Raw genomic sequence first — 26,465 nt, forward strand, 5'->3', positions numbered from 1 at the left:
GCCGGTGGATCTCACTCTCATCGTCGTGCTGGTCATCGCACTGGCGCTCTTCTTCGACTTCACGAACGGGTTCCACGACACCGCGAACGCGATGGCCACGCCCATCGCCACGGGCGCGCTTCGCCCCAAGGTCGCGGTCGCGCTCGCCGCGGTGCTGAACCTCATCGGCGCGTTCCTGTCGACCGAGGTGGCGAAGACCATCTCCGGCGGCCTCATCCGGGAGGGCGAGGACGGCGTCTTCATCACGCCCGAGCTCATCTTCGCGGGGCTCATCGGCGCGATCACGTGGAACATGATCACCTGGCTGCTCGGCCTGCCCTCGTCGTCGAGCCACGCGCTGTTCGGCGGCCTCATCGGTGCGGCGCTCGTGGGCTTCGGCGTCCAGGCCATCGACGGCGGCGTCGTGATGTCGAAGATCATCCTCCCCGCCCTGCTCGCCCCGCTCACCGCAGGGCTGGTCGCCTTCACCGCCACGAAGCTCGCCTATGCCATCACGCGCCGGCACGACGGCAAGCCCGACGGGCGCGACGGGTTCCGTCACGCCCAGGTCTTCTCGAGCTCGCTCGTCGCGCTCGCGCACGGCACGAACGACGCGCAGAAGACGATGGGCGTCATCACGCTGACCCTCATCTCCGTGGGCCTGCAGCCGGTCGGCTCGGGTCCCGAGACCTGGGTCGTGGTCACGTGCGCCATCGCGATCGCCCTCGGCACCTACATGGGCGGATGGCGCATCATCAAGACGCTCGGCACCGGCCTCACCGACGTCAAGCCCGCGCAGGGCTTCGCGGCCGAGACCTCGACGGCGGCGACGATCCTCGCGTCGAGCCACCTCGGCTTCGCGCTGTCGACCACCCAGGTCGCGTCGGGCTCGGTGATCGGCTCGGGCCTCGGCCGCCGCGGCTCGACGGTGCGCTGGCGCACGGCCGGCCGCATCGGAGTCGGCTGGCTGCTGACGCTCCCCGCTGCGGGCGGTGTGGGCGCGCTCGCGGCCCTCATCGCGCAGACGGGCGTCGGGGGCGTGCTCATCGCGGCCTTCGGCGCCGCCGCGGTGATCGGCGGCATCTTCCTCTGGTCCCGCCGCGACGAGGTGTCGCACCGCAACGTGCTGAGCGAGGTCGCCGACTCGGGTCGTGCCGTGAAGATCAAGCGCGACCCCAAGCCCAAGAAGGTGGCCAAGTGATCGACTGGATCGCCTTCGTCATCGTCCTCGTCGCCTCGCTCGTGGGCGCCGGCGTGGTCGTCAGCCTGTACGCGCTCGGCCTGCGCCTGCTCACCGTGGGCGGCCGAACCCCGGTCGTGGCGCCGGCGGCGTTCACCGACGCCATCACCGTCATCACGCCCGAGGAGGCGGCGAAGGCCGCGAAGCGCGCCGAGAAGGCGGCGCGCAAGAGCCCGCTCACCGAGGCCCAGAAGCGCGCCGCCGTGGTCGCGGCGTGGGTATGCTTCGGGCTGAGCGGCTTCGCCGTGCTGTTCGGAATCTACCTGATCGTGCCGGCGTTGCACGGCACGGGCGGCTGAGGCCGCCGCACCACGTCCGGGCCGCCGTCGTCCCGCTCCGACCCCCGCTCGCCCGAGCGGACCGCAGCCGAGGCGCCGCACGCCGCGCCTCCCGACCCGGGGACCACATGACCGCGACCGAGACGAACCAGCGACCCGAGCCCGATCCGAAGACCCGCGGCGGCCTGCTGGACCGCTACTTCGAGATCACCGAGCGCGGCTCGAGCATCTCCGCCGAGGTGCGGGGCGGCATCGTGACGTTCGTCACGATGGCCTACATCGTCATCCTCAACCCGATCATCCTGTCGAGCGGCACCGACGTCTCCGGCGGCACCCTCGGCTTCGCCCAGGTGGCCGCCGTCACGGGCCTGACCGCGGGCGTCATGACGATCCTCTTCGGCGTGGTGGCACGGCTGCCGTTCGCGTTCGCCGCGGGGCTCGGCATCAACTCCTTCCTCGCCGTGTCGGTGGTCGGGCAGGTCACCTGGCCCGAGGCCATGGGCCTCGTGCTGATCAACGGCCTGGTGATCGTGCTGCTCGCGGCGACCGGGCTGCGCCGGCTCATCTTCGACGCCGTCCCCATGCAGCTGAAGCTCGCGATCACGGTCGGCATCGGCCTGTTCATCGCCTTCATCGGCTTCGTCGACGCGGGCTTCGTCACGGCGACGGGCGCCGCCTCGCCCCCCGTGGGCCTGGGCGTCGACGGCTCCGTCTCGACCGTCCCGACGATCGTGTTCGTGCTCACGCTGCTCGTGACGGGCGTGCTCGTCGCACGGCGGGTGAAGGGCGGCATCCTCATCGGCCTGCTCTCGGGCACGGTGCTCGCGCTCGTGCTCGAGGCCGTCCTCGACCTCGGCCCCAAGGTCGGCGCCGACGGCGAGGTGAACCCGCAGGGCTGGGGCCTGTCGGTGCCCGAGCTGCCCGCGCAGTGGGTGAGCCTGCCCGACCTGTCGCTCGTCGGCCAGGTGAGCTTCGGCAGCTTCGAGCGGATCGGCGTGCTCGCCGCGCTCATGCTCGTCTTCACGCTCGTGTTCACGAACTTCTTCGACGCGCTCGGCACCATGACGGGGCTGTCGAAGGAGGCGGGCCTCGCGGACGGGAAGGGCGACTTCCCCCGGCTCCGGTCGGCGCTCATCGTCGAGGGAGTCGGCGCCGTCGCCGGTGGCTACACCTCGAGCTCGTCGAACACCGTCTTCATCGAGTCCGGGTCCGGGATCGGCGAGGGCGCGCGTACGGGCCTGGCCAACCTCGTCACCGGCGTGCTGTTCCTGCTCGCGATGTTCCTGACGCCGCTGACCTCGGTCGTCCCGTCCGAGGTGGCCGCCGCCGCCCTGGTCATCGTGGGCGCGCTCATGATGTCGCAGATCCGCGGGATCGACCTGTCGGACTTCAGCGTCCTGCTGCCGGTCTTCCTCACCGTCACGGTCATGCCCCTGACGTACTCGATCGCGAACGGCATCGGGGCGGGCTTCATCAGCTGGGTCGTCGTGCGCGCGCTGTCGGGCAAGGCCCGCGAGATCAGCCCCCTGCTGTGGGTGGTGGCCCTCGGCTTCGTGGTCTACTTCGCGCGCGGTCCGGTCGAGTCGCTCATCGCCGGGTAGCGCACGCATCGACGAGCACGGCGGATGCCGCGGGTCCGACCCGCGGCATCCGCCGTCCAGGACGCCGATCTTCTCGCCGTGCGTGGTCGTGCCCGAGCCGCCGAAGAAGCCGGCGATCGTCGTGGCGAGGCGCTGCATGGAGGCTCCCGGTGGCGCCGTCGTCGCGTCAGCACCCCCGTGGATACGGGGGTTCGCCCCATACCGGGCCTCGGGCGGCGTCCGTAGCGTGGAGGCATCCGCTCGAACAGGAGAACCCCGCGATGACCACCGCTACCGATCCCATGACCGACCCCGCCGTCCCGCAGGCGGCCGCCCCGCAGTACGCCGTGCCGGCCGCGCAGCTTCCGCCGCCCTCGGCGGACTCCGCCGCCGTTCCCGCTCCGTCCGGCTCCGCCGAGGAGCAGCGCGGCTTCGCGATCTCGAGCCTCGTGCTCGGCCTCGTGTCGATCGTGGCGGGCTTCACGTTCGTCGTCCCGGTCGCGGGCCTCGTCCTCGGCATCCTCGCCCTCAAGCGCGAGCCCTCGGCGCGCACGATGGCGATCTGGGGCGTCGCCCTCAACGCCGTGATGCTCGCCGGGGCCCTGGTCGCCGGTCTGGCCGCGGCGGCCTTCGGGCTCTTCCTCCTCCCGTTCGTCCCGCTCGCGTTCGTCTGATCCGCACCGCGCCCGCCGACGCCCCGGTCCGCCCGACCGGGGCGTCGGGGCGTCCGCGGACGGCGCCCGCGAGGGCACGGGCGTAGTCTGGCCGTCGGAGGGGTGGCCATGGCGGAGCGCGGGCGGCCGATCCGGGCGGCTCGGCCCGACGAGCCCGGATACGCGGCGACCGAGGACGGGTACGTCGCCTACCGCGTCTTCGGCGAGGGCCCGCGGGACCTCCTCGTCATCGGCAACTGGGCGAGCAACATCGAGGTGATCGCCGAGCACCCGTCCATGGCCCGGTACCTCGACCGGCTGTCGCGCTTCGCGCGGGTCATCTGCTTCGACAAGCGCGGGGCCGGCCTGTCCGACCCGGTGCCCCTGAACGCGTTGCCGACCCTCGAGCACTGGATGGACGACGCGCGGGCCGTGCTCGACGCCGTCGGCTCCGAGGGCGCGGCGCTGCTGGGCGACGCCGAGGGCGGGCCCATGGCGATGATGTTCGCGGCCACCTACCCCCGGCGGACCAGGGCCCTGGTGCTCGTGAACACGTTCGCGAGGATGCTCCGGGCCGAGGACTACCCGATCGGCATGCCCGAGGACACCTCCGAGAAGCTCCTCGTCGAGTGGCTCCGCGGATGGGGCCGCGGCGACGTCGTGCTGCCGCTCTCGGCGCCCGGCGTGGCCGACGATCCACAGATGCAGCGCTGGGCCGGCCGGTACATGCGCCTGTCCGCCTCGCCGGCGACCGCGACGCGCATCTACCGCTGGGTGCTCCACCTCGACGTGCGCTCGGTGCTCACGAGCATCACCGTCCCGACGCTCGTCCTGCACCGCGCGGGCAACCGCCACTACCGCGCGGCGATGGGCCGCTACCTCGCCGAGCACATCCCCGGGGCGTCCTACGTCGAGCTCCCCGGAGCCGACTGGTACCCCCCGTTCGTCGACGCCGACCCCGTCCTCGACCGCATCGAGGAGTTCCTCACCGGGGACCGCGCCGAGCCGGCCGACGACCGCGTGCTCGCCACCGTGCTCTTCACCGACATCGTGGGCTCGACCGACGCGGCCGCCCGCCTGGGCGATCGGCGCTGGCTCGACCTGAAGGGCGCGCACGACGCGCTCGTCCGGGCCCAGCTGGACCGGTACCGGGGCCGCGAGATCGCGACCACGGGAGACGGGTTCCTCGCGATCTTCGACGGTCCCGCCCGGGCGGTCCGCTGCGCCGCCGAGATCGCCGCCGCGGTGCGCACGCTCGGCATCGAGATCCGCGCGGGGCTGCACAGCGGCGAGGTCGAGCTCCACGACGGCGACGTCGCGGGCATCGCCGTGCACATCGCGGCGCGCGTGATGGCCCTGGCGGAGACCGGCCGGGTGCTCGTCTCCGGGACGGTCAAGGACCTCGTCGTCGGTTCGCCCATCCGGTTCGAGGACCGTGGCGAGCACGCGCTCAAGGGCGTGCCCGACCGGTGGCGGCTGTTCGAGGTCGCCGCGGTGGCCTGAGGTCAGCCGTAGAAGCCCCGCAGGAGCGCCTCGGTGCCGTCGAGGTGCTCGCCCATGGCGCGGGCCGCGTCGTCCCCCGAGCCGCGGAGGATCGCCTCGACGATGGTGCGATGCTGCTCGTCGGAGTGCGCGATGTTGGGCGTGAGCAGGGGGATGCCGTCGAGGAACGCGTTGACCCGCATGCGCACGTCGGCCATGAGCGGGATGACGCTCGGCGCGCCGAGCAGCTCGGCGATCAGCAGGTGGAAGCGGGAGTCGGCCACCCGGTAGTGCTCGGGGCCGGCGTCGTGGCAGTCCTGGTACGCCTGCCACAGCCGCTCGCGATCGGAGGCGGCGAGCGGGCGCTCCGCCGCGCGCCGGGCGGCGCCCACCTCGATGACGGCCCGCATGGCGAGCGTGTCCTCGAGTTCGGCGGCGAGCGCGTCGGGCTCGCTCGGCGGCGCGGGGGAGTGCGGCGTCGTGTGGGCCGGCAGCGGGTCGGCGACGAACGTGCCGCCGTAGCGACCGCGGCGCGAGACCACCCACCCGGCGTCGGAGAGCGAGCCGATCGCCTCGCGCAACGTGTCGCGGCTGACCTCGAGGGTTCCGGCCAGCTCGCGTTCGGGCGGGAGGCGCTCGCCCGGTGCGATGAGCCCGAGCCGGATCGACTGCAGCAGGCGCTGCACCGTCTCCTCGAACGCGTTCGCCGGGCGCGCCGGGGTCAGCAGGAGGCCCGCGCTCAGGAGCTCGGCGGGCTCGGGTGCGGGCGGGCTCGCCGCGGCATCCGCCGCCGCCCGCCGCTCGCCCGCACCCGTGGTCATGATCCGAGCCTAGAGCGGCGTGACGTAGGCGGAGCTGATGCCGCCGTCGACGAGGAACGTCGAACCCGTGATGAACGAGGAGTCGTCGCTCGCGAGGAACGCGACGGCCGCGGCGAGCTCCTCGGGCTCGGCGAAGCGGCCGACGGGCACGTGCACGAGGCGGCGCTGGGCCCGCTCCGGGTCCTTCGCGAACAGCTCCCGCAGGAGCGGCGTGTTCACGGGCCCCGGGCAGAGGGCGTTCACGCGGATGCCCTGGCGGGCGAACTGCACGCCGAGCTCGCGGCTCATCGCGAGCACGCCGCCCTTCGAGGCGGTGTACGAGATCTGGGACGTCGCCGAGCCGAGCACGGCGACGAACGACGCGGTGTTGATGATCGACCCGCGGCCCTGCGCGACCATGTGCCGGAGCGCCGCGCGCGAGCAGAGGTAGACCGACTTGAGGTTCACGTCCTGCACCTTCTGCCAGGCCGGCAGCTCGGTGGTCTCGATGGAGTCGTCGTCGGGAGGCGAGATGCCCGCGTTGTTGAACGCGATGTCGACGGAGCCGAAGGCGCGCGCCGCCTCGTCGAAGAGGTGGTCGACCTGCTGCTCGTCGGTGACGTCGACCTGTACGAACAGGCCGTCGACGGCGGATGCCGCGGCCTCGCCGGCCACGGCGTCGAGATCGCCGACCACGACCTTCGCGCCCTCGGCGGCGAGCCGCTTCGCGGTCGCGAGGCCGATGCCCGATGCGCCGCCCGTGATCACGGCGACGCGGCCGGCGAGCCGCTGCGTGAGGTCGATGCGGGAGAGGTCTGCCATGGTGCTCCTTGGGTTGGTGGGTCGGTGCGCGGCGCGCGCTACTCGACCGCCGGCTGGTCGACGGCGAAGAAGACGTTCTTGGTCTCGGTGAAGGCCAGCGGCGCGTCGGGACCGAGCTCGCGGCCGAGTCCGGACTGCTTGAACCCGCCGAACGGGGTGGCGTACCGCACGGACGAGTGCGAGTTGACCGACAGGTTGCCCGACTCGATCGCGCGCGCGACGCGGATGCCGCGGCTGAGGTCCCGGGTCCAGATCGACCCCGACAGGCCGTACTCGCTCGCGTTCGCGAACGAGATCGCGTCGGCCTCGTCGTCGAAGGGGAAGACCGAGACGACCGGGCCGAAGATCTCCTCGCGCGCCGCGCGCGAGTCGCGCGCCGGGGTGAGCACCGTGGGGGCGAACCAGAACCCGGGACCGCCGGGCGCCGCGCCGCGGAAGGCGACGTCCGCGTCATCCGGCACGAACGAGGCCACGCGATCGAGGTGGGCGCGCGCGACGAGGGGTCCCATCTCGGTGGACTCGTCGGCGGGATCGCCGACCTTCACGCCCCTGACCGCGGGCTCGAGCAGTTCCATGAACCGGTCGTAGGCCGAGCGCTCGACGAGGATGCGGCTGCGGGCGCAGCAGTCCTGGCCGGCGTTCTCGAAGACCCCGTAGGGCGCGGTCGCGGCGGCCCGCTCGAGGTCCGCGTCGGCGAAGACCACGTTCGCGCTCTTGCCGCCGAGCTCGAGCGTCACGCGCTTCACCTGGTCGGCGCAGCCGGCCATGAGGCGCTTGCCGACCTCGGTGGAGCCCGTGAAGACGACCTTGCGCACGGTCTCGTTCGTGACGAAGCGCTCGCCGACGACCGAGCCCTTGCCCGGGACCACCTGGAACAGGCCCTCCGGCAGGCCCGCCTCGAGGGCGAGCTCGGCGAGCCGCAGGCTCGTCAGCGGGGTCCACTCGGCGGGCTTCAGGACGACCGCGTTGCCCGCCGCGAGTGCGGGGGCGAAGCCCCACGAGGCGATCGTCATGGGGAAGTTCCACGGGGTGATGACCCCGACGACGCCGAGCGGCTCGTGGAACGTGACGTCGAGGCCTCCCGCGACGGGGATCTGGCGGCCCGACATGCGCTCGGGCGCCGCGGCGTAGTACTCGAGCACGTCGCGCACGTGGCCGGCCTCCCACCGGGCCTGCCCCACGGGATGGCCGGAGTTGCGCACCTCGAGGTCGGCGAGCTCCTCGACGGCGCCGTCGACCGCGTCGGCGAATCGCCGCAGCACGCGCGCGCGGTCCGCGGGCGCGACGCGGGCCCACGCCCGCTGCGCGCGGGCGGCGTCGGCGATCGCGGCATCCGCCTCGTCGACCGTGGCCGCCTCGACGGTGGTCACGACGGTCTCGTCGGCGGGGTTGACGATGGTGTGCGTCATGCGGACTCCTTCCGAGGGGCGGGTGCCGCACGGGCGGCTCGGTGCGCGCGCGCCGCATCGACCAGGCCGGCGAACAGGCGCCGGTCCGCGGCGTTCTCCTCCGGATGCCACTGCACCGCGACGGCGAACGCGGCGCCGTCGACCTCGACCGCCTCGATGACGCCCTCGTCGGTGCGGGCGGTCACGGTGAGCCCGTCGGCCACGCGGTCGATCGCCTGGTGGTGGTAGACGTGCACGTCGATCTCGCCGCGGGGCTCGTCGACCTCGCCGAGGATGGCGTCCAGCCGGCTCCCGCGCTCGACGGTGACGCGCTTGCCCCCGAACACGGCCGGGGCAGGCTGGTACTCCTCGTGACCCACCACGTCGGGCAGGTGCTGCACGAGCGTCCCGCCGAGGGCGACGTTGAGCATCTGGGCCCCGCGGCAGATGCCGAGGAACGGCACGTCGTCCTCGACGGCGGCCGTGAGCAGGGCGTCCTCCCACGCGTCGCGGTCCGTCCGCGGCGCGCCGGTGCGCTCGTGCGGCGCCTGTCCGTAGCGGTGGGGGTCGACGTCGGCGCCGCCCGACACGATGAGGCCGTCGACGGCGCCGAGCACGCGCCGGGCGATCTCGGGCGTGACCGGCTGCGGCGGCAGCAGCACGGCGATCCCGCCCGCGTCCGTCACCGCGTCGAGGTACGCCTTCGGCAGGAAGGAGGCGGGCAGGTCCCAGACGCCGGTCTGCGATCGCTCGAGGTAGGTGGTGACGCCGATCAGCGGCGCGCCGTCGCGCGGCTCAGAAGCGCTCGAACCCACGGACCCGCTCCCAGTCGGTGACGGCGGCGTCGTAGGCGGCGAGCTCGACGCGCGCGTTGTTGAGGTAGTGCTCGACGACCTCGTCGCCGAACGCCTCGCGGGCGATGGCCGAGCCGGCGAACAGGTCGGCCGACTCGCGCAGGGTCGCCGGCACGCGCGCGACGTCGCTCTCGTAGGCGTTGCCGACGAACACGTCGCCGGGGTCGAGTCCGTGGTCCATGCCGTGCAGGCCCGCGGCGATCAGCGCCGCGACCGCGAGGTACTGGTTGACGTCGCCGCCGGGTACGCGGTTCTCGACGCGCATGCCGTGGCCGTGGCCGACGACGCGCAGCGCGCACGTGCGGTTGTCGAGGCCCCAGGCGATCGCCGTCGGGGCGAAGCTGCCGGCGACGTAGCGCTTGTACGAGTTGATGTTCGGTGCCGAGAACAGGGTGAGCTCGCGCATCGCCGCGATCTGCCCGCCGAGGAAGTGCTTGAACATCGTCGACATGCCTCGCTCGTCGGCCGGATCGGCGAACACCGCCTCGCCGGAGTCGCTGCGCAGCGAGATGTGGATGTGGCAGCTGTTGCCCTCGCGCTCGTTGAACTTCGCCATGAACGTCAGCGCCTTGCCGTGGCGGTCGGCGATCTCCTTGGCGCCGTTCTTGTAGATCGAGTGGTTGTCGCACGTGCCGAGCGCGTCGGTGTAGCGGAACGCGATCTCCTGCTGGCCGAGATTGCACTCGCCCTTGACGCCCTCGCAGTACATGCCGGCGCCGTCCATCGCGTTGCGGATGTCGCGGAGCAGGGGCTCCATGCGCGTCGACGCGAGCAGCGCGTAGTCGATGTTGTAGTCGCTCGCGGGCGTGAGGTCGCGGTAGCCCTTGCGCCAGGCGTCCCGGTACGAGTCGTCGAACACGATGAACTCGAGCTCGGTGCCGACGTGGGCCGTGAGGCCGCGCTCGGCGAGCCGCTCGAGCTGGCGCTGCAGGATGCGGCGGGGCGACGCCTCGACCGGCCGCCCGTCGAGCCACTGCAGGTCGGCGGTCACGAGCGCGGTGGCTTCGAGCCACGGCGCCATGCGGAGGGTCGTGAGGTCGGGCACGAGCGCCATGTCGCCGTAGCCGCGCTCCCAGCTGGACATCTCGTAGCCGTCGACGGTGTTCATCTCGACGTCGACGGCGAGGAGGTAGTTGCACGCCTCGGCGCCGTGCAGGGCGACCTCCTCGAGGAAGAGCCGGGCCGACGCGCGCTTGCCGACGAGCCGGCCCTGCATGTCGGTGAAGGCGACGATCACGGTGTCGACGTGCCCGTCGGCGACCGCCGAGCGGAGCCCGTCGAGCGTGAGGTATCCGGTGGGTGCCGCCACTTCGGCGCCTCCTCGCGTGGGAATGGTCGGGTTCGTCGCCCATTACACCACGCCGCGTCACCGGTGCCTAGCCAGCCCTGGCCCATAGCGACGGAAGTGTGAAGGCGATGCCGCCCGAAAAAGGTCTGTACGGGCGACCATTGCGGCCCTATCATGTGGCGCACAGCATCGCACCCCGCGCCCGCCCCCAGAGGCCCGCGCGATGACGGACAGGAGAGCGCCACATGGCGAAAGACACCCTCAAGGTCTCGGGCGTGACCTACACGACCGCCGACCGGGGATACTTCGAGAAACGCCGACTCACCCGAGCCGCGGGAGTGTGGGGCCTCTGGGGCCTCGCGGTCGCGGCGGTCATCTCCGGCGACTTCTCCGGATGGAACTTCGGCATCGACTTCGCCGGCTTCGGCGGGATGCTGATCGCGTTCGCGATCCTCGTGGTCATGTACTACGGCCTGATCTTCTCCATCGGCGAGATGGCGTCGGCCATGCCGCACACGGGCGGCGCCTACTCCTTCTCGCGCGCCGCGATGGGCCCCTGGGGCGGGTTCGTCACGGGCCTGGCCGAGACCATCGAGTACGTCGCGACCACCGCGGTGATCGTCTTCTTCTCGGCGTCCTACGCCGACGCGATCACGAGCGAGCTGCTCGGCTTCTCGATGGCCGGATGGATCTGGTGGATCATCCTCTACGCCGTGTTCATCGGCATCAACGCGGCCGGGGCGAACATCTCGTTCAAGTTCGCGATCGTGGTCTCGATCATCTCGATCGGCATCCTGCTGGTCTTCTCGGTCATGGCGCTGTTCTCCGGGCAGTTCTCGTGGGACAACCTCTTCGACATCGAGCCCGACCCGGGCCAGAGCGCGTTCCTGCCGCACGGCGTCCTGCCGATCCTGTTCGCGCTGCCGTTCGCGATGTGGTTCTTCCTCGGCATCGAGGAACTGCCCCTCGCGGCCGAGGAGTCGCACGACCCGGTCCGCGACATCCCCCGCGCGGGGATCATCGCGCGCGCCACGCTCATCGTGACCGGTCTCCTGGTGCTGTTCCTCAACACCGGCGTCGTCGGCGCCGAGGCGACCGGCACGGCGGGCGAGCCGCTGCTCGACGGCTTCCGCGCGATCGTCGGCGACGGCCTCGCGGCGGTGCTCGCCCTCTTCGCGCTGATCGGCCTGCTCGCATCGCTGCAGGGGATCATGTTCGCCTACGGGCGCAACATGTACTCGCTGTCGCGCGCCGGGTACTACCCCAAGTTCCTGTCGCTCACCGGCAAGCGCCGGACGCCGTGGGTCGCGCTCGTCGCGGGCGCGGTGATCGGCTTCGTCGCGCTGCTGGTGCTGGACCTGCTCGCCCGGGTCGACGCCGAGGGCGCGGGGGCGGTCGCCGGCGCGATCGTGCTGAACATCGCGGTGTGGGGCGCGGTGCTCGCGTACCTCCTGCAGATGGTCGCGTTCGTCATCCTCCGCCGCAAGCACCCGAACATCAACCGCCCGTACCGCAGCCCGTGGGGCGTCCCGGGCGCGATCACGGCGGCCGCGATCTCGGGGCTCATCTTCGTCGGCTTCCTGCTGAACCCGACGTTCGTCCCCGCGATCATCGCCATCGCCGTGGTGTACGCGGTCATGCTCATCGGGTTCGGCGTCTACGGCCGCAACCACCTCGTGCTCTCGCCCGAGGAGGAGTACGCGGTGTCGGGCGGCCTGCACGGCGATCCGCAGGCGGAGGGCTACGGCGGACGCGTCGAGGAGGAGATCCTCGCCATGGACGGCGTCGACGACGGCGCGCGTGCGCAGGCCGAGGGATCGGCCCGGGAGCCGAACGGCTGACCGGCCGGCGTCGGCGATCGGACGAGGCGGCGGGACGTGGGGGCGTCCCGCCGCCTCGGCGCGTGACGAGCCGCGCGTCGCACCGGTGGCGGCCGGGGCGTCGACGTGTTCGGTGCACCCGCGCAGGAAAACTGCGCGCCCCGCGTGCGGACGCACGGAAGCATCGGGCGGCTGCGAACGGCGCCGCGAGGCCCGCCGGTAGGCTCGACGCAGAACCCGGCGCGGTCACCCCGCGCACCCGACGAGGCGATGGAGCCACACGTGTCGACGATCCGACCATCCCACCCGACCGCCGTCAGCGAGTCCGCCGAGGACCCGGCGATCACCGCGAACCACCTCGGCCCGACCCGCACCGAGACCGACTCGCTCGGCCCCGTCGAGGTGCCGGCCGACGCGTACTGGGGCGTGCACACGATGCGCGCGCTCGAGAACTTCCCGATCTCGAAGCGCCCGATCTCGGTGTACCCGGAACTGATCGTCGCGCTCGCCCAGGTCAAGCAGGCGGCCGCACGCGCCAACAAGGAGCTCGGCGCGCTCGACCCTCAGAAGCAGGCCTGGATCGAGGAGGCCTGCCAGCGCATCATCGACGGCGAGTTCCACGACCAGTTCGTCGTGGGCGTCATCCAGGGCGGCGCCGGCACGTCGACGAACATGAACGCGAACGAGGTCATCGCCAACGTCGCGCTCGAGATCGCCGGCTACGCCAAGGCCCGGTACGACGTGCTCCACCCCATCGACGACGTCAACCGCAGCCAGTCGACCAACGACACCTACCCGACGGCGCTCAAGCTCGCGATGACGGCCTCGCTGACGACGATGCTCGTCCAGCTCGACCAGCTGCGCATCTCCTTCGGCCGCAAGGGGCGCGAGTTCCACGACGTGCTGAAGGTCGGCCGGACGCAGCTGCAGGACGCGGTGCCCATGACCCTCGGGCAGGAGTTCCACAGCTTCGCCACGACCCTCGGCGAGGACATCGCGCGGCTCCGCGAGACGATCAAGCTGCTCTCCGAGGTGAACCTCGGCGCGACCGCGATCGGGACCGGCATCACGGCCGACCCCGGCTACGCGGCATCCGTCGTGCGGCACCTCAGCGAGATCACCGGGCAGCACCTCGAGACGGCGCCCGACCTGGTCGAGGCGACGAGCGACACGGGCGTGTTCATGACGTTCTCGAGCGCGCTCAAGCGCAGCGCCATCAAGCTCTCGAAGATCTGCAACGACCTGCGGCTGCTCTCCTCGGGCCCGCAGGCGGGCCTGGCCGAGATCAACCTCCCGCCCAAGCAGGCCGGGTCGAGCATCATGCCCGGCAAGGTGAATCCCGTCATCCCCGAGGCGGTCAGCCAGGTCGCGTACGCGGTCGCGGGTGCGGACGTCACGGTCATGATGGCCGCCGAGAACGGCCAGCTGCAGCTCAACGCGTTCGAGCCGGTCATCGCGCACTCGCTGCTGCAGTCCATCACCTGGATGCGCCAGGCGTGCTGGACCCTGCGCGTCAACTGCGTCGACGGCATCACCGCGAACACCGAGCGCCTCGAGGCGCAGGTCGCCTCGAGCGTGGGCGTCATCACCGCGCTCATCCCGTTCATCGGATACGCCGAGGCGGCGAAGCTCGCCAAGCAGGCGCTCGCGACCGGGCGGCCGGTCGCCGACCTGGTGGTCGAGTCGGGGCTCATGACCCGCGAGGACGTCACCCGCCAGCTCTCGCCCTCGCGGCTCTCGGGCGTGCACCCGATCACCGACGTGATCCCGGCCGTCGACCGCAAGGGCGAGCCGAGCGACTGAGCCGACCGCGCGGCGGGCGAGCGGGGCGGATGCCGCGGCATCCGCCCTCGTCGCGGGGTGCGCGGGCCGTCAGACCACGCGGCAGTGCGTGGTGAGCGACCCGATGCCCTCGATGCTCACGGTCACGGTCGAGCCGTCCCTGAGGAAGACCTGCGGAGTGCGGCTGTAGCCGGCTCCGCCGGGGCTGCCCGTCGAGATGAGCGTGCCGGGCGGCAGCGTGGCGGTCCGCGACAGGTACGAGATGATCTCGGCGACGCTGCGCACCATCTCGTTGGTCGACGCGTCCTGGAGGATGTGCCCGTCGAGGTTCGTGGTGAGCCAGAGGTCCTGCGGGTCGGCGATCTCGTCGGCGGTGACGACCACCGGGCCCGTGGGCGTGAAGCCGTCGAACGACTTGCAGCGCGACCACTGCGCCTCGCTGAACTGGATGTCGCGGGCCGTGATGTCGTTCACGACCGTGTAGCCCCAGACGTGGTCGAGCGCGTCGACGGGGGAGACGTCCTTCGCGGGCGAGCCGATGATGACGCCGAGCTCGGCCTCGTAGTCGACCTGCGTCGCGACGTCGCCGGCCCATTCGGTGGTCTGGCCGTGCCCGCTCAGCGAATTGGGCCAGAGGGAGAAGATCGTCATCGCCGACTCGGAGCGGAGCTTCAGCTCGGAGGCGTGCGCGGCGTAGTTCGCGCCGATCGCGAGCACCTGTGCCGGACGGAGCACGGCGGACGCATGGCGGAGCTCGGACACGGGCGTCGTCGGCGCGCCGCCGGCCACCGCCGCGTCGACGGCGGCGCGCACCTCGGCCAGCGCGTCGGGACCGCGCTCGATCAGGTCCTGCAGGTCGCGGGGCGCGTCGGCCAGGAGGTCGTCGAGGAAGAGCGCGCGGTCGGCGATCACCGTCGCGAGTCGGGGGGTGGGCTGGCCGTCGACTCGGAGGTGCGCGAACTTCACCACCCCAGACTATCCACCGGCCCGCCCCCGGGGCTGTGCGGGATGTACAACGACCCGCGCCGGATGCTCCGCCACGTCGACAAACGTCAGGCGGATGCCGCGGCGCGCCAGAGGTGCATCGAGGCGTAGCTGCGCCACGGCGCCCACGCCGCCCCGTGCGCAGCGAGCGCGCGGGGGTCGGCGGACAGGCCCAACCGGGCGGCGCCGTTCCGGAGCGCCAGGTCGGACACGAGCAGCTCGTCGGGCTCGCGCGTGACGCGCATCGCGAGGTAGCCCGCCGTCCACGGCCCGATGCCCGGGACGGCTAGCAGGTCGGCGCGGAGCTCGTGCCGTTCGCGCTCGGGCGCCACGACCAGGTCGCCCGAGGCGAGGCGCGCGCAGACGTCGACGATCGTGCGGATGCGGGCCGCGGGCCCGCGCAGCACCGACGCGCCGTCGGCGGCGATGGCGGCGGGCGCGGGGAACAGGCGCCGCAGGCCGTCGCCGGTCGGCGCCGCGGACCCGGGCAGCACGGCGTCCACGGGCTCGCCGAGGGCCTCCGCGAGCCGGCCGAGCGCGGTCCGGGCCGACGCCACCGAGACCTGCTGCCCGATGAGGGCGCGCACCACGAGCTCGTGCGCGTCGAGCGCGCCGGGCATCCGGATGCCGGGCACCGCGGCGACCGAGGGTGCGAGGACGGGATCGGCCGAGAGGGCCTCGTCGATCGCGACGGCGTCGGCGTCGAGGTCGAAGAGCCGGCGGACGCGCGCCACGAGCGGCGCGAGGTCCGCGAGCGCGGCGAGCCGGGCCTCGACCTCGATTCCGGCGCCGCTCCGGGCGGGCCCCAACCGGATGACGGCGGGGCCGCACGGGAGCGCGAGGGTGCGCTCGAAGCGGTCGGCGCCCGCGACCTCGACGCCGTCGACCGCGCGCGCGGCGAGCCAGGCGAAGACGCCCGCGGCGTCGAACGGCGGACGTGCGGGCAGGTGGAGGCGCACCACGCCGGCGTCGGCGGCGGCGGGCGCGCTCGCGGCATCCGCCGACCGGGCGCCGGACGCCCGGAGCTCGAGCGGGCTGCGCTCGTAGACCGCGCGGACGGTGTCGTTGAACTGGCGGATGCTGCCGAATCCCGACGCGAACGCCACGTCGGCGACCGGCATCGAGGTCGAGACGAGCAGCGCGCGCGCGGTCTGCGCGCGGTGCGCTCGGGCGAGCGCGAGCGGCCCGGCCCCGAGCTCGGCGGACAGGACGCGCGTGAGGTGCCGCGGCGTGTAGCCGAGCCGAGCGGCGAGCCCCGGGACGCCGTCGCGCTCGACGACGCCGTCGGCGATCAGCCGCATGGCGCGGGCCGCGAGGTCGTCGTCGAGGTCCCACTCGGGCGAGCCGGGCACGGCGTCGGGCAGGCACCGCTTGCACGCGCGGAGGCCGGCCTCGTGGGCCGCGGCCGCCGTGCGGTAGAAGGTCACGTTCGCGGGCTTCGGCGGCACGGCCGGGCAGCTCGGGCGGCAGTAGATGCCGGTCGAGTGCACGCCCGTGATGAACTGGCCGTCGAACCGCGCGTCGCGCGCGAGCATCGCCCGGTAGCGCTCGGCGAAGGCCGGATCGGCGAGCGGGTCGGTCCGGCGCGGTCGGACGGGAGCGGCGGTCGGGCTCATCACCCCTCAAGGCTCGCATGGCTCGGGGACCTCGGGTAGCGGGAATCGGACATGACGGCGGTGGGTACGCTGGCGGCATGCACGACGACGTCCGCTCCCGCCTCACCGCCGCGCTCGGCGACGCCGTCCTCGTGGACGGGCCCGCCCTCGACGCCGTCCGCGAGGACCGCTCGGGCTGGGTGAGCGAGCACCGGGCGCTCGCGGTCGTGCGCGCGGCATCCGTCGAGGACGTGCAGGCGGTGATGCGCCTCGCGACCGAGACCGGCACCCCGGTCGTGCCCCGCGGCGCGGGCACCGGCCTCGCCGGCGGGGCGATCGCCAGCCGCGGCGCCATCGTCCTCGACCTCACCGGCATGGACCGGATCCTCGAGATCGACGACGTCGACGAGCTCGCGGTCGTCGAGGCGGGCGTGCTGAACGGCGACCTCGACCGGGCCGCGCGCGAGCGAGGGCTCTGGTACGCGCCCGACCCGGCGAGCCGGGCGATCTCGTCGATCGGCGGGAACATCGCGACGAACGCGGGCGGGCTGCTGTGCGCGAAGTACGGCGTGACCCGCGAGAGCGTGCTCGGACTCGCCGTCGTGCTGGCCGACGGCACGCTGCTGCGCACGGGCCACCGCACCGTGAAGGGCGTGACGGGATACGACCTCACCGCACTCCTCACCGGTTCGGAGGGCACCCTGGGGGTCATCGTCGAGGCGACCGTGCGGCTCCGCCCGGTCGTCGTGGGCGAGACCCACACGGTGGCGGCGGCGTTCCCCGACGTCGAGGCGGCGGGCGCGGCCGCGGCGGGTGTCGGCGCGGCCCGCATCCGGCCCGCGCTCCTCGAGCTCATCGACCCGGTCGGCTTGGCGCGGGTCGCCGAGCACCTCGGCCCGGACGCGCTCGCGGGCACCCCGGTCGCCGGCCTCGCGCCGGGGGAGGCGTTCCTGCTCGCGCAGACCGACGCGGGTGACGCCGCGGCCGAGGCCGACGTCATCGCACGCGTGTTCGCCGAGGCGGGCGGCCGCGTGACGCGATCGACGGATGCCGCGACCGGCGAGCGCCTCCTCGGCATCCGGCGCGCCATGCACCCCGCGCTCGCATCGCGCGGGCGCGTGCTGATCGAGGACGTCGCGGTCCCGCGCTCGCGCCTGCCCGAGATGTTCCGTGCCATCGCGGAGGTGGGGGAGCGGTACGGCGTCGAGATCCCCACGCTCGCGCACGCGGGCGACGGCAACCTCCACCCCAACTTCGTCTTCGAGGGCGACGACGTGCCCGACCACGTCTGGGCGGCCGCCGACGAGATGTTCCGTGCGGCCGTGCGCCTCGGCGGCACGCTCACGGGGGAGCACGGGGTGGGGCTGCTGAAGCGGCGCTGGCTCGCGGAGGAGCTCGGGGACGCCTCGGTCGAGCTCCAGCGCCGGATCAAGCACGTCTTCGACCCGGCCGGCATCCTCAATCCCGCCGTGATGTTCGAGCCCGAGCCGACCGCCGGTCGGTAGGCTGCCCGCGTGAACCTCACGCCGACGCCAGCGCCCGGACCGCAACCGCACCTCCACGTCTGGCCGCCCGCGGCGCCGCCGCGCCGGGGCGCGGGCGCGGGCGCCGGGATCGTCGTGCTGAGCGCGATCGCCGTGCTCGCCGGGCTGCTCGTGTTCGCGTACCTCGCGGTCTCGTTCGGCATCTCGGTGCTCGTCGTCGGCACGCTCGTCGCGCTCGTGCCGCTCGCGATCGTGCTCCTCGCGGTGCGCTGGGTCGACCGCTGGGAGCCGGAGCCCCGCTGGGCGCTGTGGTTCGCGTTCCTGTGGGGCGCGGCCGTGTCGGTCGCGATCGCGCTGGTCGTCGACCTCGGCGTCCAGCTGTTCGTGGCCGTCGCGAGCCCCGCAGGCGCCGCGGCCGACGCGACCATGCAGGCCGTGGTGCAGGCGCCGATCGTCGAGGAGCTCGCGAAGGGCGTGGGCGTGCTCCTGCTCTACGCGTTCTCGAAGTCGCACTTCGACGGACCCGTCGACGGCCTGGTCTACGCGGCCACGGTGGCCGCGGGCTTCGCGTTCACCGAGAACATCCTCTACTTCGGCGCCGCGCTCATCGAGGGCGGCGCGGGCGAACTCGGGGCGACGTTCGTCGTGCGCGGCATCTTCTCGCCGTTCGCCCACGTGCTGTTCACGGCCTGCACGGGCATCGCGATCGGCATCGCCGCGCGCCGCGGGGGGCGGGGCGTCATCGGATGGTTCCTCCTGGGACTCGTCGCCGCCGTCCTGCTGCACGCGTTCTGGAACGGCTCGCTCGCGTTCGCCGACGCGCTCGCGCTCTACTTCACGGTGCAGGTGCCGATCTTCGTCGGCGCGATCATCGTCACGCTGCTGCTCCGCCGCGAGGAGCAGCGCATCACCCGCTCGCGCCTCGCGGAGTACGCCGCCGCCGGGTGGTTCAGTCCCGACGAGGTCGACGGCCTCTCGACGCCGTCGGGACGCCGGGCGGCCCTCGCGTGGGCTCGCGCGCAGCGCCCGCCGCGCACGGCGCAGGTCCAGCGGTTCATCGCGGACGCCACCCGGCTGGCGTTCACGCGCCAGGCGCTCGTGTCCGGACGCGGCGACGTTCGCCGTCTCGAGGACGAGCGCGTGCTGCTCGACGCGGTCACCCGTGATCGGAACGCCATCTCCGCCTGAGGTCGCCTGCTGCGGACGGTCGGGTCAGCGTGCGGCCCGGCGGTCTATGCTGTCCGCATCCGGAATCGACGGCGATCGGAGTCGGCGTGCGCAGCCCAGGCCACGACCCGAAGGAGCGCGAGACGCGCGACCTTCGCGATCGGCTGCTGCGCGCGCAGGAGGACGCGATCGCCACGGGGGTCGTGCCGCTCAGCCTGCGACCGGTCGTCCGGGCCTCGTGGGAGCGCGCGATCCGCGGTGCGATCGACCCCGACCGTGCCCTGCCGACGATCGACCTCGACGACGACGCGTTCCGCGAGTACCGCGCCGCGCACGCCCTCGCCCCGGTCATGCCGGTGATCCGCCGGCTGCTCGTCGAGGGCGCCGACGACGCGGGGCTCGTCGTCGCGGTCGGCGACGCGCAGGGGCGACTGCTGTGGGTCGAGGGCGACCCGCACCTGCGCCGGCGCGCGGAGGACATGCTCTTCGTCGCGGGCGCCGACTGGTCGGAATCGAGCATCGGAACGAGCGCCCCGGGCACCGCGCTGCAGCTGGACCGGGCGGTCCAGATCCGCGGCGCCGAGCACTACAACCGCATCGTCCACCCGTGGAGCTGCACCGCGGCACCCGTCCACGATCCCGCGACGGGGGCGCTCCTCGGCGTGATCGACATCACGGGCACCGACCTCGCCGTCGCGCCGCACACGCTCTCGCTCGTCTCCGCCACGGTCGCCGCCGTCGAGGCCGAGCTGCGCATCGCGCGCCTCGAGAGCGCGGTGCACGCCACGATCCGCCGCTCGCGCATGCGCGCGGTGCCGGCGCCCGTGCGCACGCCGCTCACCGTGCTGGGCGAGCGGCGTGCGCGCCTGGGCGACCACGAGCTCAGCCCGCGGCACGCCGAGATCCTCGCGCTCCTCGCCTGGAACCCCCGCGGCCTCGGCGCCGAACGGCTCGCGTCCCTCGTCTACGAGGGCGACCCGTCGCCGGTGACGCTCCGCGCCGAGATCGCGAGGCTCCGGCGCGTGCTCGAGGCGGCGGGCGAGCCGCCCCTCGAGTCCCGCCCGTACCGGCTCGGCCGCGAGCTCGACCTCGACGCCGCGCGCGTGGCGAAGCTCGTCGGGCAGGGCGCCCTGCGCAAGGCCCTCGAGCGGTACCCGGGTCCCGTCCTGCCGTCGTCGTCCGCCCCGGGCATCGTCGAGCTGCGCGAGGAGCTCGCGGGCCGGCTGCGCGAGTCGATGCTCGCCGACGCCCCGCCCGAGCTGCTGCTCGAACTCGCCGAACGCGACGAGCACCGGTACGACGTCGAGCTCTGGCGCGCGTGCCTCGAACTCCTCCCGCCGCGCTCGCCGCGGCGTGCCACGGTCGTGGCGCACCTCGAGCGCATCGACGTCGCCATGCGCTGACCACCTTTCCCCAGACGCCCGGGGGCGGCGCCTCGACCGGCACGGGCGATGCAACGCGGTTGCAACCCCGGGGCAACCGGGGCGCAACGCGGACGCGCCTACCGTGGCGACCGCCCCACTCCGAGGGCATGACGACGACGTCACGAGGAGACACGATGACCGTGTACGCCGCGCCCGGCACCGCCGGCGCACTGATCGAGTTCAAGCCGCGCTACGAGCACTTCATCGGCGGCGAGTGGGTGAGGCCCGCCGGCGGCGCCTACTTCGAGGACATCTCGCCGGTGAACGGAAGGCCGTTCACCGAGGTCGCCCGCGGCACGGCCGCCGACATCGAGGCGGCGCTCGACGCCGCGCACCGGGCCGCACCCGCCTGGGGCCGCACGAGCGCCGCGCACCGCGCCGGCATCCTGAACGCCATCGCCGACCGCATCGACGCCAACCGCGAGCTGCTCGCCGTCGCCGAGACATGGGACAACGGCAAGTCGATCCGCGAGCCGCTCAACGCGGATCTCCCGCTCGCGAGCGACCACTTCCGGTACTTCGCGAGCCTGATCCGCGCGCAGGAGGGCAGCTTCACCCAGCTCGACGAGGACACGGTCGCGTACCACTTCGACGAGCCGCTCGGCGTGGTCGGGCAGATCATCCCGTGGAACTTCCCGCTGCTCATGGCCACGTGGAAGCTCGCGCCGGCGCTCGCCGCGGGCAACGCCGTCGTGCTGAAGCCCGCCGAGCAGACGCCCGTGTCGATCCTCGTGCTCGTCGAACTCATCGCCGACCTGCTGCCCCCCGGCGTGCTCAACGTGGTGAACGGCTTCGGCGTCGAGGCCGGCAAGCCGCTCGCCTCCTCGAACCGGATCCGCAAGATCGCGTTCACGGGCGAGACCACGACGGGGCGCCTCATCCTGCAGTACGCGTCGGCGAACATCATCCCGTCGACCGTGGAGCTCGGCGGCAAGAGCCCCAACATCGTGTTCGAGTCCGTCGCCGACCGCCGCGACCCGTTCTACGACAAGGCGCTCGAGGGCTTCAGCCTGTTCGCGTTCAACCAGGGCGAGGTGTGCACCTGCCCGAGCCGGTCCCTCATCCAGAAGTCGATCTACGACACGTTCCTCGACGACGCGATCGAGCGCACCAGGCTGGCGCGTCAGGGCAACCCGCTCGACACCGAGACGCAGGTCGGCGCGCAGGCGTCGAACGACCAGCTCGAGAAGATCCTGAGCTACATCGACATCGGCAAGAAGGAGGGCGCGAAGCTCCTGCTCGGCGGCGAGCGCGTCGACCTCGGCGGCGACCTCAGCGAGGGCTACTACGTCGCGCCGACGATCTTCGAGGGCGAGAACCGGATGCGCCTCTTCCAGGAGGAGATCTTCGGCCCGGTCGTCGCCGTCACGAGCTTCGAGGACTACGACGACGCCATCCGCATCGCCAACGACACGCTCTACGGCCTCGGCGCGGGCGTCTGGAGCCGCAACGGCAACGAGGCGTACCGTGCAGGCCGCGACATCCAGGCCGGCCGGGTGTGGGTGAACAACTACCACGCCTACCCGGCGGGGGCGGCCTTCGGCGGTTACAAGTCCTCGGGCATCGGCCGCGAGAACAACAAGCAGGCGCTCGACCACTACCAGCAGACGAAGAACCTCCTCGTCAGCTACAGCGAGAACCCGCTCGGGTTCTTCTGATCCGGACGGTGCACGCCATGTCGATCGACGAGCTGGCCGGCCGCGTGGTCGCGTCCATCACGATCGAGGGCGACGTCTCGCCGCGGGTGGAGCTCACGCCCGCGGCGAGCGTCCTGCTCGCGACGCTGTGGGCGGAGCACGGCCCGCTGATGTTCCACCAGTCGGGCGGATGCTGCGACGGCAGCGCGCCCATGTGCTACCCCGCAGGCGAGTTCGCCACCAGCGCGGCCGACGTGCTGCTCGGCGAGCTCGACCTCGGCTCGGGTCGGATCGTGCCGTTCTGGATGTCGGTGGAGCAGTTCGCGTACTGGCGGCACACGCACCTGACGGTCGACGTCGTTCCCGGACGGGGGAGCGGCTTCTCGCTCGAGGCGCCCGAGGGCGTCCGCTTCCTGATCCGCTCGCGCCTCATGGAGGGGTAGCGGAACGGAAGAACTCGTCACCCCGTGGATGTGGCAATGCCGACATCTCGACGGGGCGACGAGTCCTTGAGGGCTTCAGACTGCAAGATGTTCGCCGTCAGCACAAGACCCGTGTGGACGCGCGTCCCGGATTGAACCGGCCCGCGGCATCCGTTTGGATGGGGGGATGACTGATACGAACAGCAAGCCCGAGGTCGACGCCCCGCAGGGCCCGGCCCCCGACGACCTGGTGATCGAGGACATCGTCGTGGGCGACGGCCCCGAGGCCGCGCCCGGCTCGACGGTCGACGTGCACTACCTCGGCGTCGAGTACGACTCGGGCGAGGAGTTCGACTCCTCGTGGAGCCGTGGGCAGTCCATCAACTTCCCGCTGCAGGCGCTCATCGCCGGATGGCAGGAGGGCATCCCCGGCATGAAGGTCGGCGGTCGTCGCAAGCTCATCGTGCCCCCGCAGAAGGCGTACGGCCCCGCGGGCGGCGGCCACCAGCTCTCGGGCAAGACCCTGATCTTCGTGATCGACCTGCTCGGCGTGAGCTGAGCCGTTCCGGACGACCCCACAGGCCGGCGGACCCTCGGGTCCGCCGGCCTTCGTCATGTCGACGCGGGAAATCTCCATGCAGGTGCATCCGATCCCGGGTGCGGGCCGGAAGTAGGTGGTGAAGGCAAACTTGCCGCTCCGCCCCGCGGGGCTGATCTGGAGGGAATCATGAAGAAGATCCTCATCGCCGGCATCGGTGCCGGAGCGCTCGTCGCGTTCGGCGCCGTCGCACCGGCCACCGCTGCCGAGGACAACGCGATGCTGTCGGTGCTCCACGGCATCCCCGACACGCCGGTGGACGTGTACGTCAACGACGAGCTCACGCTCGACGACTTCCAGCCGGGCGACCTCGCCGGGCCGCTGGAGCTCCCGGCCGGCACCTACTCGGTGGTCCTCGCCGCGCCCGACTCGACCGATGCGTCCGAGCCGGTGCTCGGCCCGATCGACCTGCCGCTCGAGGCCGGCGGCAACTACACCGCCGTGGCCCACCTCGACGCCGAGGGCGCGCCGGCCGCCAACCTGTTCACGAACGACGTCTCCGACATCGCCGCGGGCGAGGGCCGTCTCACGGTCCGCCACGTCGCCGCGGCACCGGCCGTCGACGTCCTCGCCGGCGGCTCGGCCGTCATCTCGGGCCTCGAGAACCCGCGCGAGCAGACGCTCGACCTGCCGGCCGGCACCGTGGAGGCCTCCGTCGCCGCCGCCGGCACGACCGACCCGGTCATCGGGCCGGCGCCCGTCGACGTCGCCGAGGGCACGCTGACGATCGTCTACGCCTGGGGCAGCCTCGAGGACGAGAACCTCGACCTCGCCGTGCAGACCATCACGGGCATGCACTCGAGCCCCGACGGCGTCCCGGCCGGGTCCGCCGGCCTCGTGGCGACCAACTCGCCCGAGCAGCAGTTCGGCATCTGGGCCGCCGCCGGCCTCGCGCTCCTCGCGGCGGTCGCGCTCGCCGCGGGCGTGGCCCGCAAGGCCCTCGTGAAGGCGGAGCGCTGATCCGCATGACGGGGAAGGAGGTCGCGACCGGGGTGTTCGGGTCCCTGGTCGCGGCCTCCGCCGTGGTCGGCCTGCTGGCCGGGTGCGTCGCGGCGCCGTCGGAGGGCGGCGCCGCGCCGGGCACGGCGGCGCCGAGCGAGGACACGGCCGCGTCGTCGCCCGCGGCGGCCGCGCCGCCCGCGAGCGTCCCCGAGGTGCCGCGGCAGTCCGCCTCGCTCGAGGACCAGCGTCGCGCGACGCCGCCGGCGCCCACGCGGATCGAGGTCCCCGCCCTCGGGATCGACATGGCGATCGAGCCGGTCGGGCTCGACGCGCAGGGCAACATGGGCCTGTTCGACGACCCGGCGATCGCCGCCTGGTACCAGTGGGGCCCGGCACCGGCGAGCGAGGCCGGGTCGACCGTGATCGCCGCGCACGTGGACTCGCTCGAGTACCGGGTGCTGCCGTTCGCGAAGCTGCGCGACGCGCAGCCGGGCACGCTCGTGATCGTGACGGATGCCGCGGGCACGCGCCACTCGTTCGGGGTCGATTCGCTGGAGGTCATCGAGAAGGGCGTCGTCGACTGGGACGCGGCGTTCGACCGCTCGGGCGCGCCGCGGCTGACGCTCGTGACGTGCGGCGGGGAGTTCGACTACGAGACCCGTACCTATCGCAGCAACCTCGTGGTGACCGCCACGCCCCGCTGAGGTCGGACGCAACCCGCCGAGGTGGAAGGGAGGATGGATATGCTGATGTCGACGCCGCACCCCACCATCGCGGCGCCGCCGCGCGCCGCCGCCGACGCCCGGCTCCTCCCGATCCGCAGAAGGGGTGAACGCCGCATCGTGAGCGCGACCGCCTTCGACACGCTCGACGACCGGGCGCTCGCCGACGAGTTCGCGGCCGGCGACGAGCGCGCCCTCCGTGAGGCGTACGCACGCTGGTCGCCGCTGGTGTTCCGGCTGGCGCTCCGCTCGCTGGGCGACCGGACCGACGCCGAGGACGTCACGCAGCAGGTCTACATCTCGGCGTGGCGCGGACGCCGCACCTTCGACGCCTCCCGGTCCACGCTGAGCGCGTGGATCGTCGGCATCGCCAAGCACCGCATCGCCGACGCCCACGAGGCGAGGGCCCGCTCCCGACGCCTGGAGGAGTCCCTCGTCGCCGAGGCGTCGACCGCCCCCCGCGCGGTCGACGACGACCTCGCCGAACGCGTCATGGTGGCCGAGGAACTCGAGCGCCTCGAGCCCGTGCCGCGCCGCGTGATGCAGCTCGCGTTCTACGACGAGCTCAGCCACTCGCAGATCGCCGAGACCCTCGGCCTGCCGATCGGAACCGTGAAGAGCCATGTCCGACGCAGCCTCGCCCGGCTGCGCAAGCGATGGGAGGTGGATGATGGACCACATCGAGCCTGAGGAGCTCGCCGTGCTCGCCCTCGACGGGCGCGAGCCCGACGCAGCCGTCCGAGCCCACCTCGACGGCTGCCCGGACTGCCTCGCGGAATACGACACGCTCGTCCGGACCGTCGCCTTCGGGCGGGGGACGCCCGACGACGCGTTCGAAGCGCCGCCGTCATCGGTCTGGGCGGCGATCCACTCCGAGCTGGGGCTCGCGCCCGAGCTCGCCGCCGACCCGACCGCGGGCCGCACCCGCGTCGCCGTGGCGGAGGCGCCCGCGCGCTCCACGTCCGCCGCGCCGGCGGAACGCTCCGACCACGTCCCGCGACGCCGCCGGTCCCGCCGGCCGTCGCTCGCCTCGGACGGTCCGGACGGCACGCGGCGCCGCAGCGCGTGGCTGCCGATCACGGTCGCCGCGGCCGCGGGCGGCATCCTCGCCGGCGTGGGCCTCGGCTGGCTGCTCGGCGCCGCCGGCTCCGGTCCGGCCGAGCCCGACCCGGCGGTCGTGCTCGCGAGCGCCGAACTCGACTCGTTCCCCGGCTGGGACGACGCGGTCGGCTCGGCCACGGTCGAGGAGGTCGACGGCACGCGGACGGTCGTCGTCGACCTCGATGCGACGGTTCCCGCGGGTGAGGTGCGCGAGGTCTGGCTCATCCGGTCCGACGCCTCCGGGCTCGTGAGCCTCGGCCTGCTCGAAGGCGCGAACGGACGATTCACGGTGCCCGAGGGCATCGACCTCGACGAGTTCACGCTCGTCGACGTGTCGGCCGAACCGGTCGACGGCGATCCGGCGCACTCCGGGGACTCGATCGTTCGCGGCGAGCTCCGCTCGACCTGATCCGGCGCGCACCT

The 26,465-nt window shown here is 73.0% G+C and carries 24 protein-coding genes; 17 read left to right on the plus strand and 7 right to left on the minus strand.

What is annotated here, in order from left to right:
- Positions 1–4 precede the first annotated feature (4 nt).
- The 5 genes from WBQ80_RS13380 to WBQ80_RS13400 all read left to right on the plus strand — a co-directional run bounded on the left by WBQ80_RS13380 (position 5) and on the right by WBQ80_RS13400 (position 5,233).
- The gene (locus WBQ80_RS13380) at positions 5–1,180 is read left to right on the plus strand and encodes an inorganic phosphate transporter (protein ID WP_336573300.1); all 1,176 of its coding nucleotides are present in this window, start codon (positions 5–7) and stop codon (positions 1,178–1,180) included.
- Positions 1,177–1,518, plus strand: a complete 342-nt coding sequence (locus WBQ80_RS13385) for a peptidase (protein WP_336573301.1) — start codon at positions 1,177–1,179, stop codon at positions 1,516–1,518. Before WBQ80_RS13380 ends, WBQ80_RS13385 begins: the two co-directional genes overlap by 4 nt.
- 107 nt (positions 1,519–1,625) lie before the next feature.
- Complete coding sequence (locus tag WBQ80_RS13390) at positions 1,626–3,098, plus strand: NCS2 family permease (protein ID WP_336573302.1); 1,473 nt, start codon at positions 1,626–1,628, stop codon at positions 3,096–3,098.
- Positions 3,099–3,358: 260 nt separating this feature from the next.
- Positions 3,359–3,751, plus strand: coding sequence for a hypothetical protein (locus tag WBQ80_RS13395; RefSeq protein ID WP_336573303.1), 393 nt, complete (start codon positions 3,359–3,361; stop codon positions 3,749–3,751).
- Between the two features lie 108 nt (positions 3,752–3,859).
- On the plus strand, positions 3,860–5,233 hold the full coding sequence (locus WBQ80_RS13400) for an adenylate/guanylate cyclase domain-containing protein (protein WP_336573304.1): 1,374 nt from the start codon (positions 3,860–3,862) through the stop codon (positions 5,231–5,233).
- Between the two features lie 2 nt (positions 5,234–5,235).
- On the opposite strand, the gene WBQ80_RS13405 is transcribed toward WBQ80_RS13400, so the two are convergent.
- The 5 genes from WBQ80_RS13405 to WBQ80_RS13425 are packed head-to-tail and all read right to left on the minus strand — an operon-like array spanning position 5,236 to position 10,385.
- Positions 5,236–6,033, minus strand: coding sequence for a FadR/GntR family transcriptional regulator (locus WBQ80_RS13405; RefSeq protein ID WP_336573305.1), 798 nt, complete (start codon positions 6,031–6,033; stop codon positions 5,236–5,238).
- Positions 6,034–6,042: 9 nt separating this feature from the next.
- Entirely contained in the window at positions 6,043–6,834 is a 792-nt protein-coding gene (locus tag WBQ80_RS13410) for a 3-oxoacyl-ACP reductase (protein WP_336573306.1), read from the minus strand.
- Positions 6,835–6,872: 38 nt separating this feature from the next.
- Entirely contained in the window at positions 6,873–8,243 is a 1,371-nt protein-coding gene (locus WBQ80_RS13415) for an aldehyde dehydrogenase family protein (protein WP_336573307.1), read from the minus strand.
- Positions 8,240–9,037 (minus strand): gamma-glutamyl-gamma-aminobutyrate hydrolase family protein, encoded by a 798-nt coding sequence (locus tag WBQ80_RS13420; protein ID WP_336573308.1) that lies wholly within the window; start codon positions 9,035–9,037, stop codon positions 8,240–8,242. The genes WBQ80_RS13415 and WBQ80_RS13420 overlap by 4 nt, the downstream gene beginning before the upstream one ends.
- Positions 9,018–10,385: a glutamine synthetase family protein gene (locus WBQ80_RS13425; protein WP_336573309.1), complete on the minus strand. Its 1,368-nt coding sequence runs from the start codon at positions 10,383–10,385 to the stop codon at positions 9,018–9,020. Before WBQ80_RS13425 ends, WBQ80_RS13420 begins: the two co-directional genes overlap by 20 nt.
- Positions 10,386–10,609: 224 nt before the next feature.
- On the opposite strand from WBQ80_RS13425, the gene WBQ80_RS13430 reads away from it, so the two are divergent.
- Together WBQ80_RS13430 and WBQ80_RS13435 are read left to right on the plus strand one after the other, a co-directional pair.
- Positions 10,610–12,205, plus strand: coding sequence for an amino acid permease (locus WBQ80_RS13430; RefSeq protein ID WP_336573310.1), 1,596 nt, complete (start codon positions 10,610–10,612; stop codon positions 12,203–12,205).
- A 321-nt stretch (positions 12,206–12,526) separates the two neighbouring features.
- A complete protein-coding gene (locus WBQ80_RS13435; RefSeq protein WP_336573316.1) occupies positions 12,527–13,987 on the plus strand; it encodes an aspartate ammonia-lyase in 1,461 nt (486 codons plus the stop codon).
- Between the two features lie 69 nt (positions 13,988–14,056).
- Here WBQ80_RS13435 and WBQ80_RS13440 read toward each other — a convergent pair whose 3' ends face one another.
- Together WBQ80_RS13440 and WBQ80_RS13445 are read right to left on the minus strand one after the other, a co-directional pair.
- A complete protein-coding gene (locus tag WBQ80_RS13440; protein WP_336573311.1) occupies positions 14,057–14,932 on the minus strand; it encodes a fumarylacetoacetate hydrolase family protein in 876 nt (291 codons plus the stop codon).
- A gap of 86 nt (positions 14,933–15,018) precedes the next feature.
- Positions 15,019–16,566, minus strand: a complete 1,548-nt coding sequence (locus WBQ80_RS13445) for a DNA-3-methyladenine glycosylase 2 family protein (protein WP_336573317.1) — start codon at positions 16,564–16,566, stop codon at positions 15,019–15,021.
- 77 nt (positions 16,567–16,643) lie between these two features.
- On the opposite strand from WBQ80_RS13445, the gene WBQ80_RS13450 reads away from it, so the two are divergent.
- The 10 genes from WBQ80_RS13450 (at position 16,644) to WBQ80_RS13495 (ending at position 26,451) form a co-directional block, all read left to right on the plus strand.
- Positions 16,644–18,050: an FAD-binding oxidoreductase gene (locus WBQ80_RS13450; RefSeq protein ID WP_336573312.1), complete on the plus strand. Its 1,407-nt coding sequence runs from the start codon at positions 16,644–16,646 to the stop codon at positions 18,048–18,050.
- Between the two features lie 9 nt (positions 18,051–18,059).
- Positions 18,060–19,217, plus strand: coding sequence for a PrsW family intramembrane metalloprotease (locus tag WBQ80_RS13455; RefSeq protein WP_336573313.1), 1,158 nt, complete (start codon positions 18,060–18,062; stop codon positions 19,215–19,217).
- Between the two features lie 86 nt (positions 19,218–19,303).
- The gene (locus WBQ80_RS13460) at positions 19,304–20,599 is read left to right on the plus strand and encodes a GAF domain-containing protein (RefSeq protein WP_336573314.1); all 1,296 of its coding nucleotides are present in this window, start codon (positions 19,304–19,306) and stop codon (positions 20,597–20,599) included.
- A gap of 155 nt (positions 20,600–20,754) precedes the next feature.
- Positions 20,755–22,278 carry an acetaldehyde dehydrogenase ExaC gene (gene exaC / locus WBQ80_RS13465; RefSeq protein WP_337282579.1) on the plus strand — a complete coding sequence of 508 codons (1,524 nt, stop codon included), beginning with the start codon at positions 20,755–20,757 and terminating at the stop codon, positions 22,276–22,278.
- A gap of 17 nt (positions 22,279–22,295) precedes the next feature.
- Positions 22,296–22,700, plus strand: coding sequence for a DUF779 domain-containing protein (locus WBQ80_RS13470; RefSeq protein WP_336572869.1), 405 nt, complete (start codon positions 22,296–22,298; stop codon positions 22,698–22,700).
- 166 nt (positions 22,701–22,866) lie between these two features.
- Positions 22,867–23,238, plus strand: coding sequence for an FKBP-type peptidyl-prolyl cis-trans isomerase (locus WBQ80_RS13475; protein ID WP_336572868.1), 372 nt, complete (start codon positions 22,867–22,869; stop codon positions 23,236–23,238).
- Positions 23,239–23,406: 168 nt separating this feature from the next.
- Positions 23,407–24,237 carry a DUF4397 domain-containing protein gene (locus WBQ80_RS13480; RefSeq protein WP_336572867.1) on the plus strand — a complete coding sequence of 277 codons (831 nt, stop codon included), beginning with the start codon at positions 23,407–23,409 and terminating at the stop codon, positions 24,235–24,237.
- A gap of 5 nt (positions 24,238–24,242) precedes the next feature.
- A complete protein-coding gene (locus WBQ80_RS13485; RefSeq protein ID WP_336572866.1) occupies positions 24,243–24,923 on the plus strand; it encodes a class F sortase in 681 nt (226 codons plus the stop codon).
- A 45-nt stretch (positions 24,924–24,968) separates the two neighbouring features.
- On the plus strand, positions 24,969–25,631 hold the full coding sequence (locus WBQ80_RS13490) for an RNA polymerase sigma factor (RefSeq protein ID WP_336572865.1): 663 nt from the start codon (positions 24,969–24,971) through the stop codon (positions 25,629–25,631).
- Complete coding sequence (locus tag WBQ80_RS13495; protein ID WP_336572864.1) at positions 25,612–26,451, plus strand: anti-sigma factor; 840 nt, start codon at positions 25,612–25,614, stop codon at positions 26,449–26,451. The genes WBQ80_RS13490 and WBQ80_RS13495 overlap by 20 nt, the downstream gene beginning before the upstream one ends.
- The last annotated feature ends 14 nt before the right edge of the window (positions 26,452–26,465 follow it).

It is taken from the genome of Agromyces sp. CCNWLW213, assembly GCF_037199545.1.
In the GTDB taxonomy this organism is placed as follows: Bacteria; Actinomycetota; Actinomycetes; order Actinomycetales; family Microbacteriaceae; genus Agromyces.

Bases quoted from the DNA above. Each gene is read 5' to 3' on its own strand.
- WBQ80_RS13400 (WP_336573304.1), top strand. From the start codon at position 3,860: ATGGCGGAGCGCGGGCGGCCGATCCGGGCGGCTCGGCCCGACGAGCCC.
- WBQ80_RS13470 (WP_336572869.1), top strand. From the start codon at position 22,296: ATGTCGATCGACGAGCTGGCCGGCCGCGTGGTCGCGTCCATCACGATC.
- WBQ80_RS13445 (WP_336573317.1), bottom strand. From the start codon at position 16,566: ATGAGCCCGACCGCCGCTCCCGTCCGACCGCGCCGGACCGACCCGCTC.
- WBQ80_RS13415 (WP_336573307.1), bottom strand. From the start codon at position 8,243: ATGACGCACACCATCGTCAACCCCGCCGACGAGACCGTCGTGACCACC.
- WBQ80_RS13485 (WP_336572866.1), top strand. From the start codon at position 24,243: ATGACGGGGAAGGAGGTCGCGACCGGGGTGTTCGGGTCCCTGGTCGCG.
- WBQ80_RS13495 (WP_336572864.1), top strand. From the start codon at position 25,612: ATGGACCACATCGAGCCTGAGGAGCTCGCCGTGCTCGCCCTCGACGGG.
- WBQ80_RS13450 (WP_336573312.1), top strand. From the start codon at position 16,644: ATGCACGACGACGTCCGCTCCCGCCTCACCGCCGCGCTCGGCGACGCC.
- WBQ80_RS13480 (WP_336572867.1), top strand. From the start codon at position 23,407: ATGAAGAAGATCCTCATCGCCGGCATCGGTGCCGGAGCGCTCGTCGCG.
- WBQ80_RS13405 (WP_336573305.1), bottom strand. From the start codon at position 6,033: ATGACCACGGGTGCGGGCGAGCGGCGGGCGGCGGCGGATGCCGCGGCG.
- WBQ80_RS13430 (WP_336573310.1), top strand. From the start codon at position 10,610: ATGGCGAAAGACACCCTCAAGGTCTCGGGCGTGACCTACACGACCGCC.
- WBQ80_RS13390 (WP_336573302.1), top strand. From the start codon at position 1,626: ATGACCGCGACCGAGACGAACCAGCGACCCGAGCCCGATCCGAAGACC.
- WBQ80_RS13475 (WP_336572868.1), top strand. From the start codon at position 22,867: ATGACTGATACGAACAGCAAGCCCGAGGTCGACGCCCCGCAGGGCCCG.
- WBQ80_RS13490 (WP_336572865.1), top strand. From the start codon at position 24,969: ATGTCGACGCCGCACCCCACCATCGCGGCGCCGCCGCGCGCCGCCGCC.
- WBQ80_RS13410 (WP_336573306.1), bottom strand. From the start codon at position 6,834: ATGGCAGACCTCTCCCGCATCGACCTCACGCAGCGGCTCGCCGGCCGC.
- exaC (WP_337282579.1), top strand. From the start codon at position 20,755: ATGACCGTGTACGCCGCGCCCGGCACCGCCGGCGCACTGATCGAGTTC.
- WBQ80_RS13395 (WP_336573303.1), top strand. From the start codon at position 3,359: ATGACCACCGCTACCGATCCCATGACCGACCCCGCCGTCCCGCAGGCG.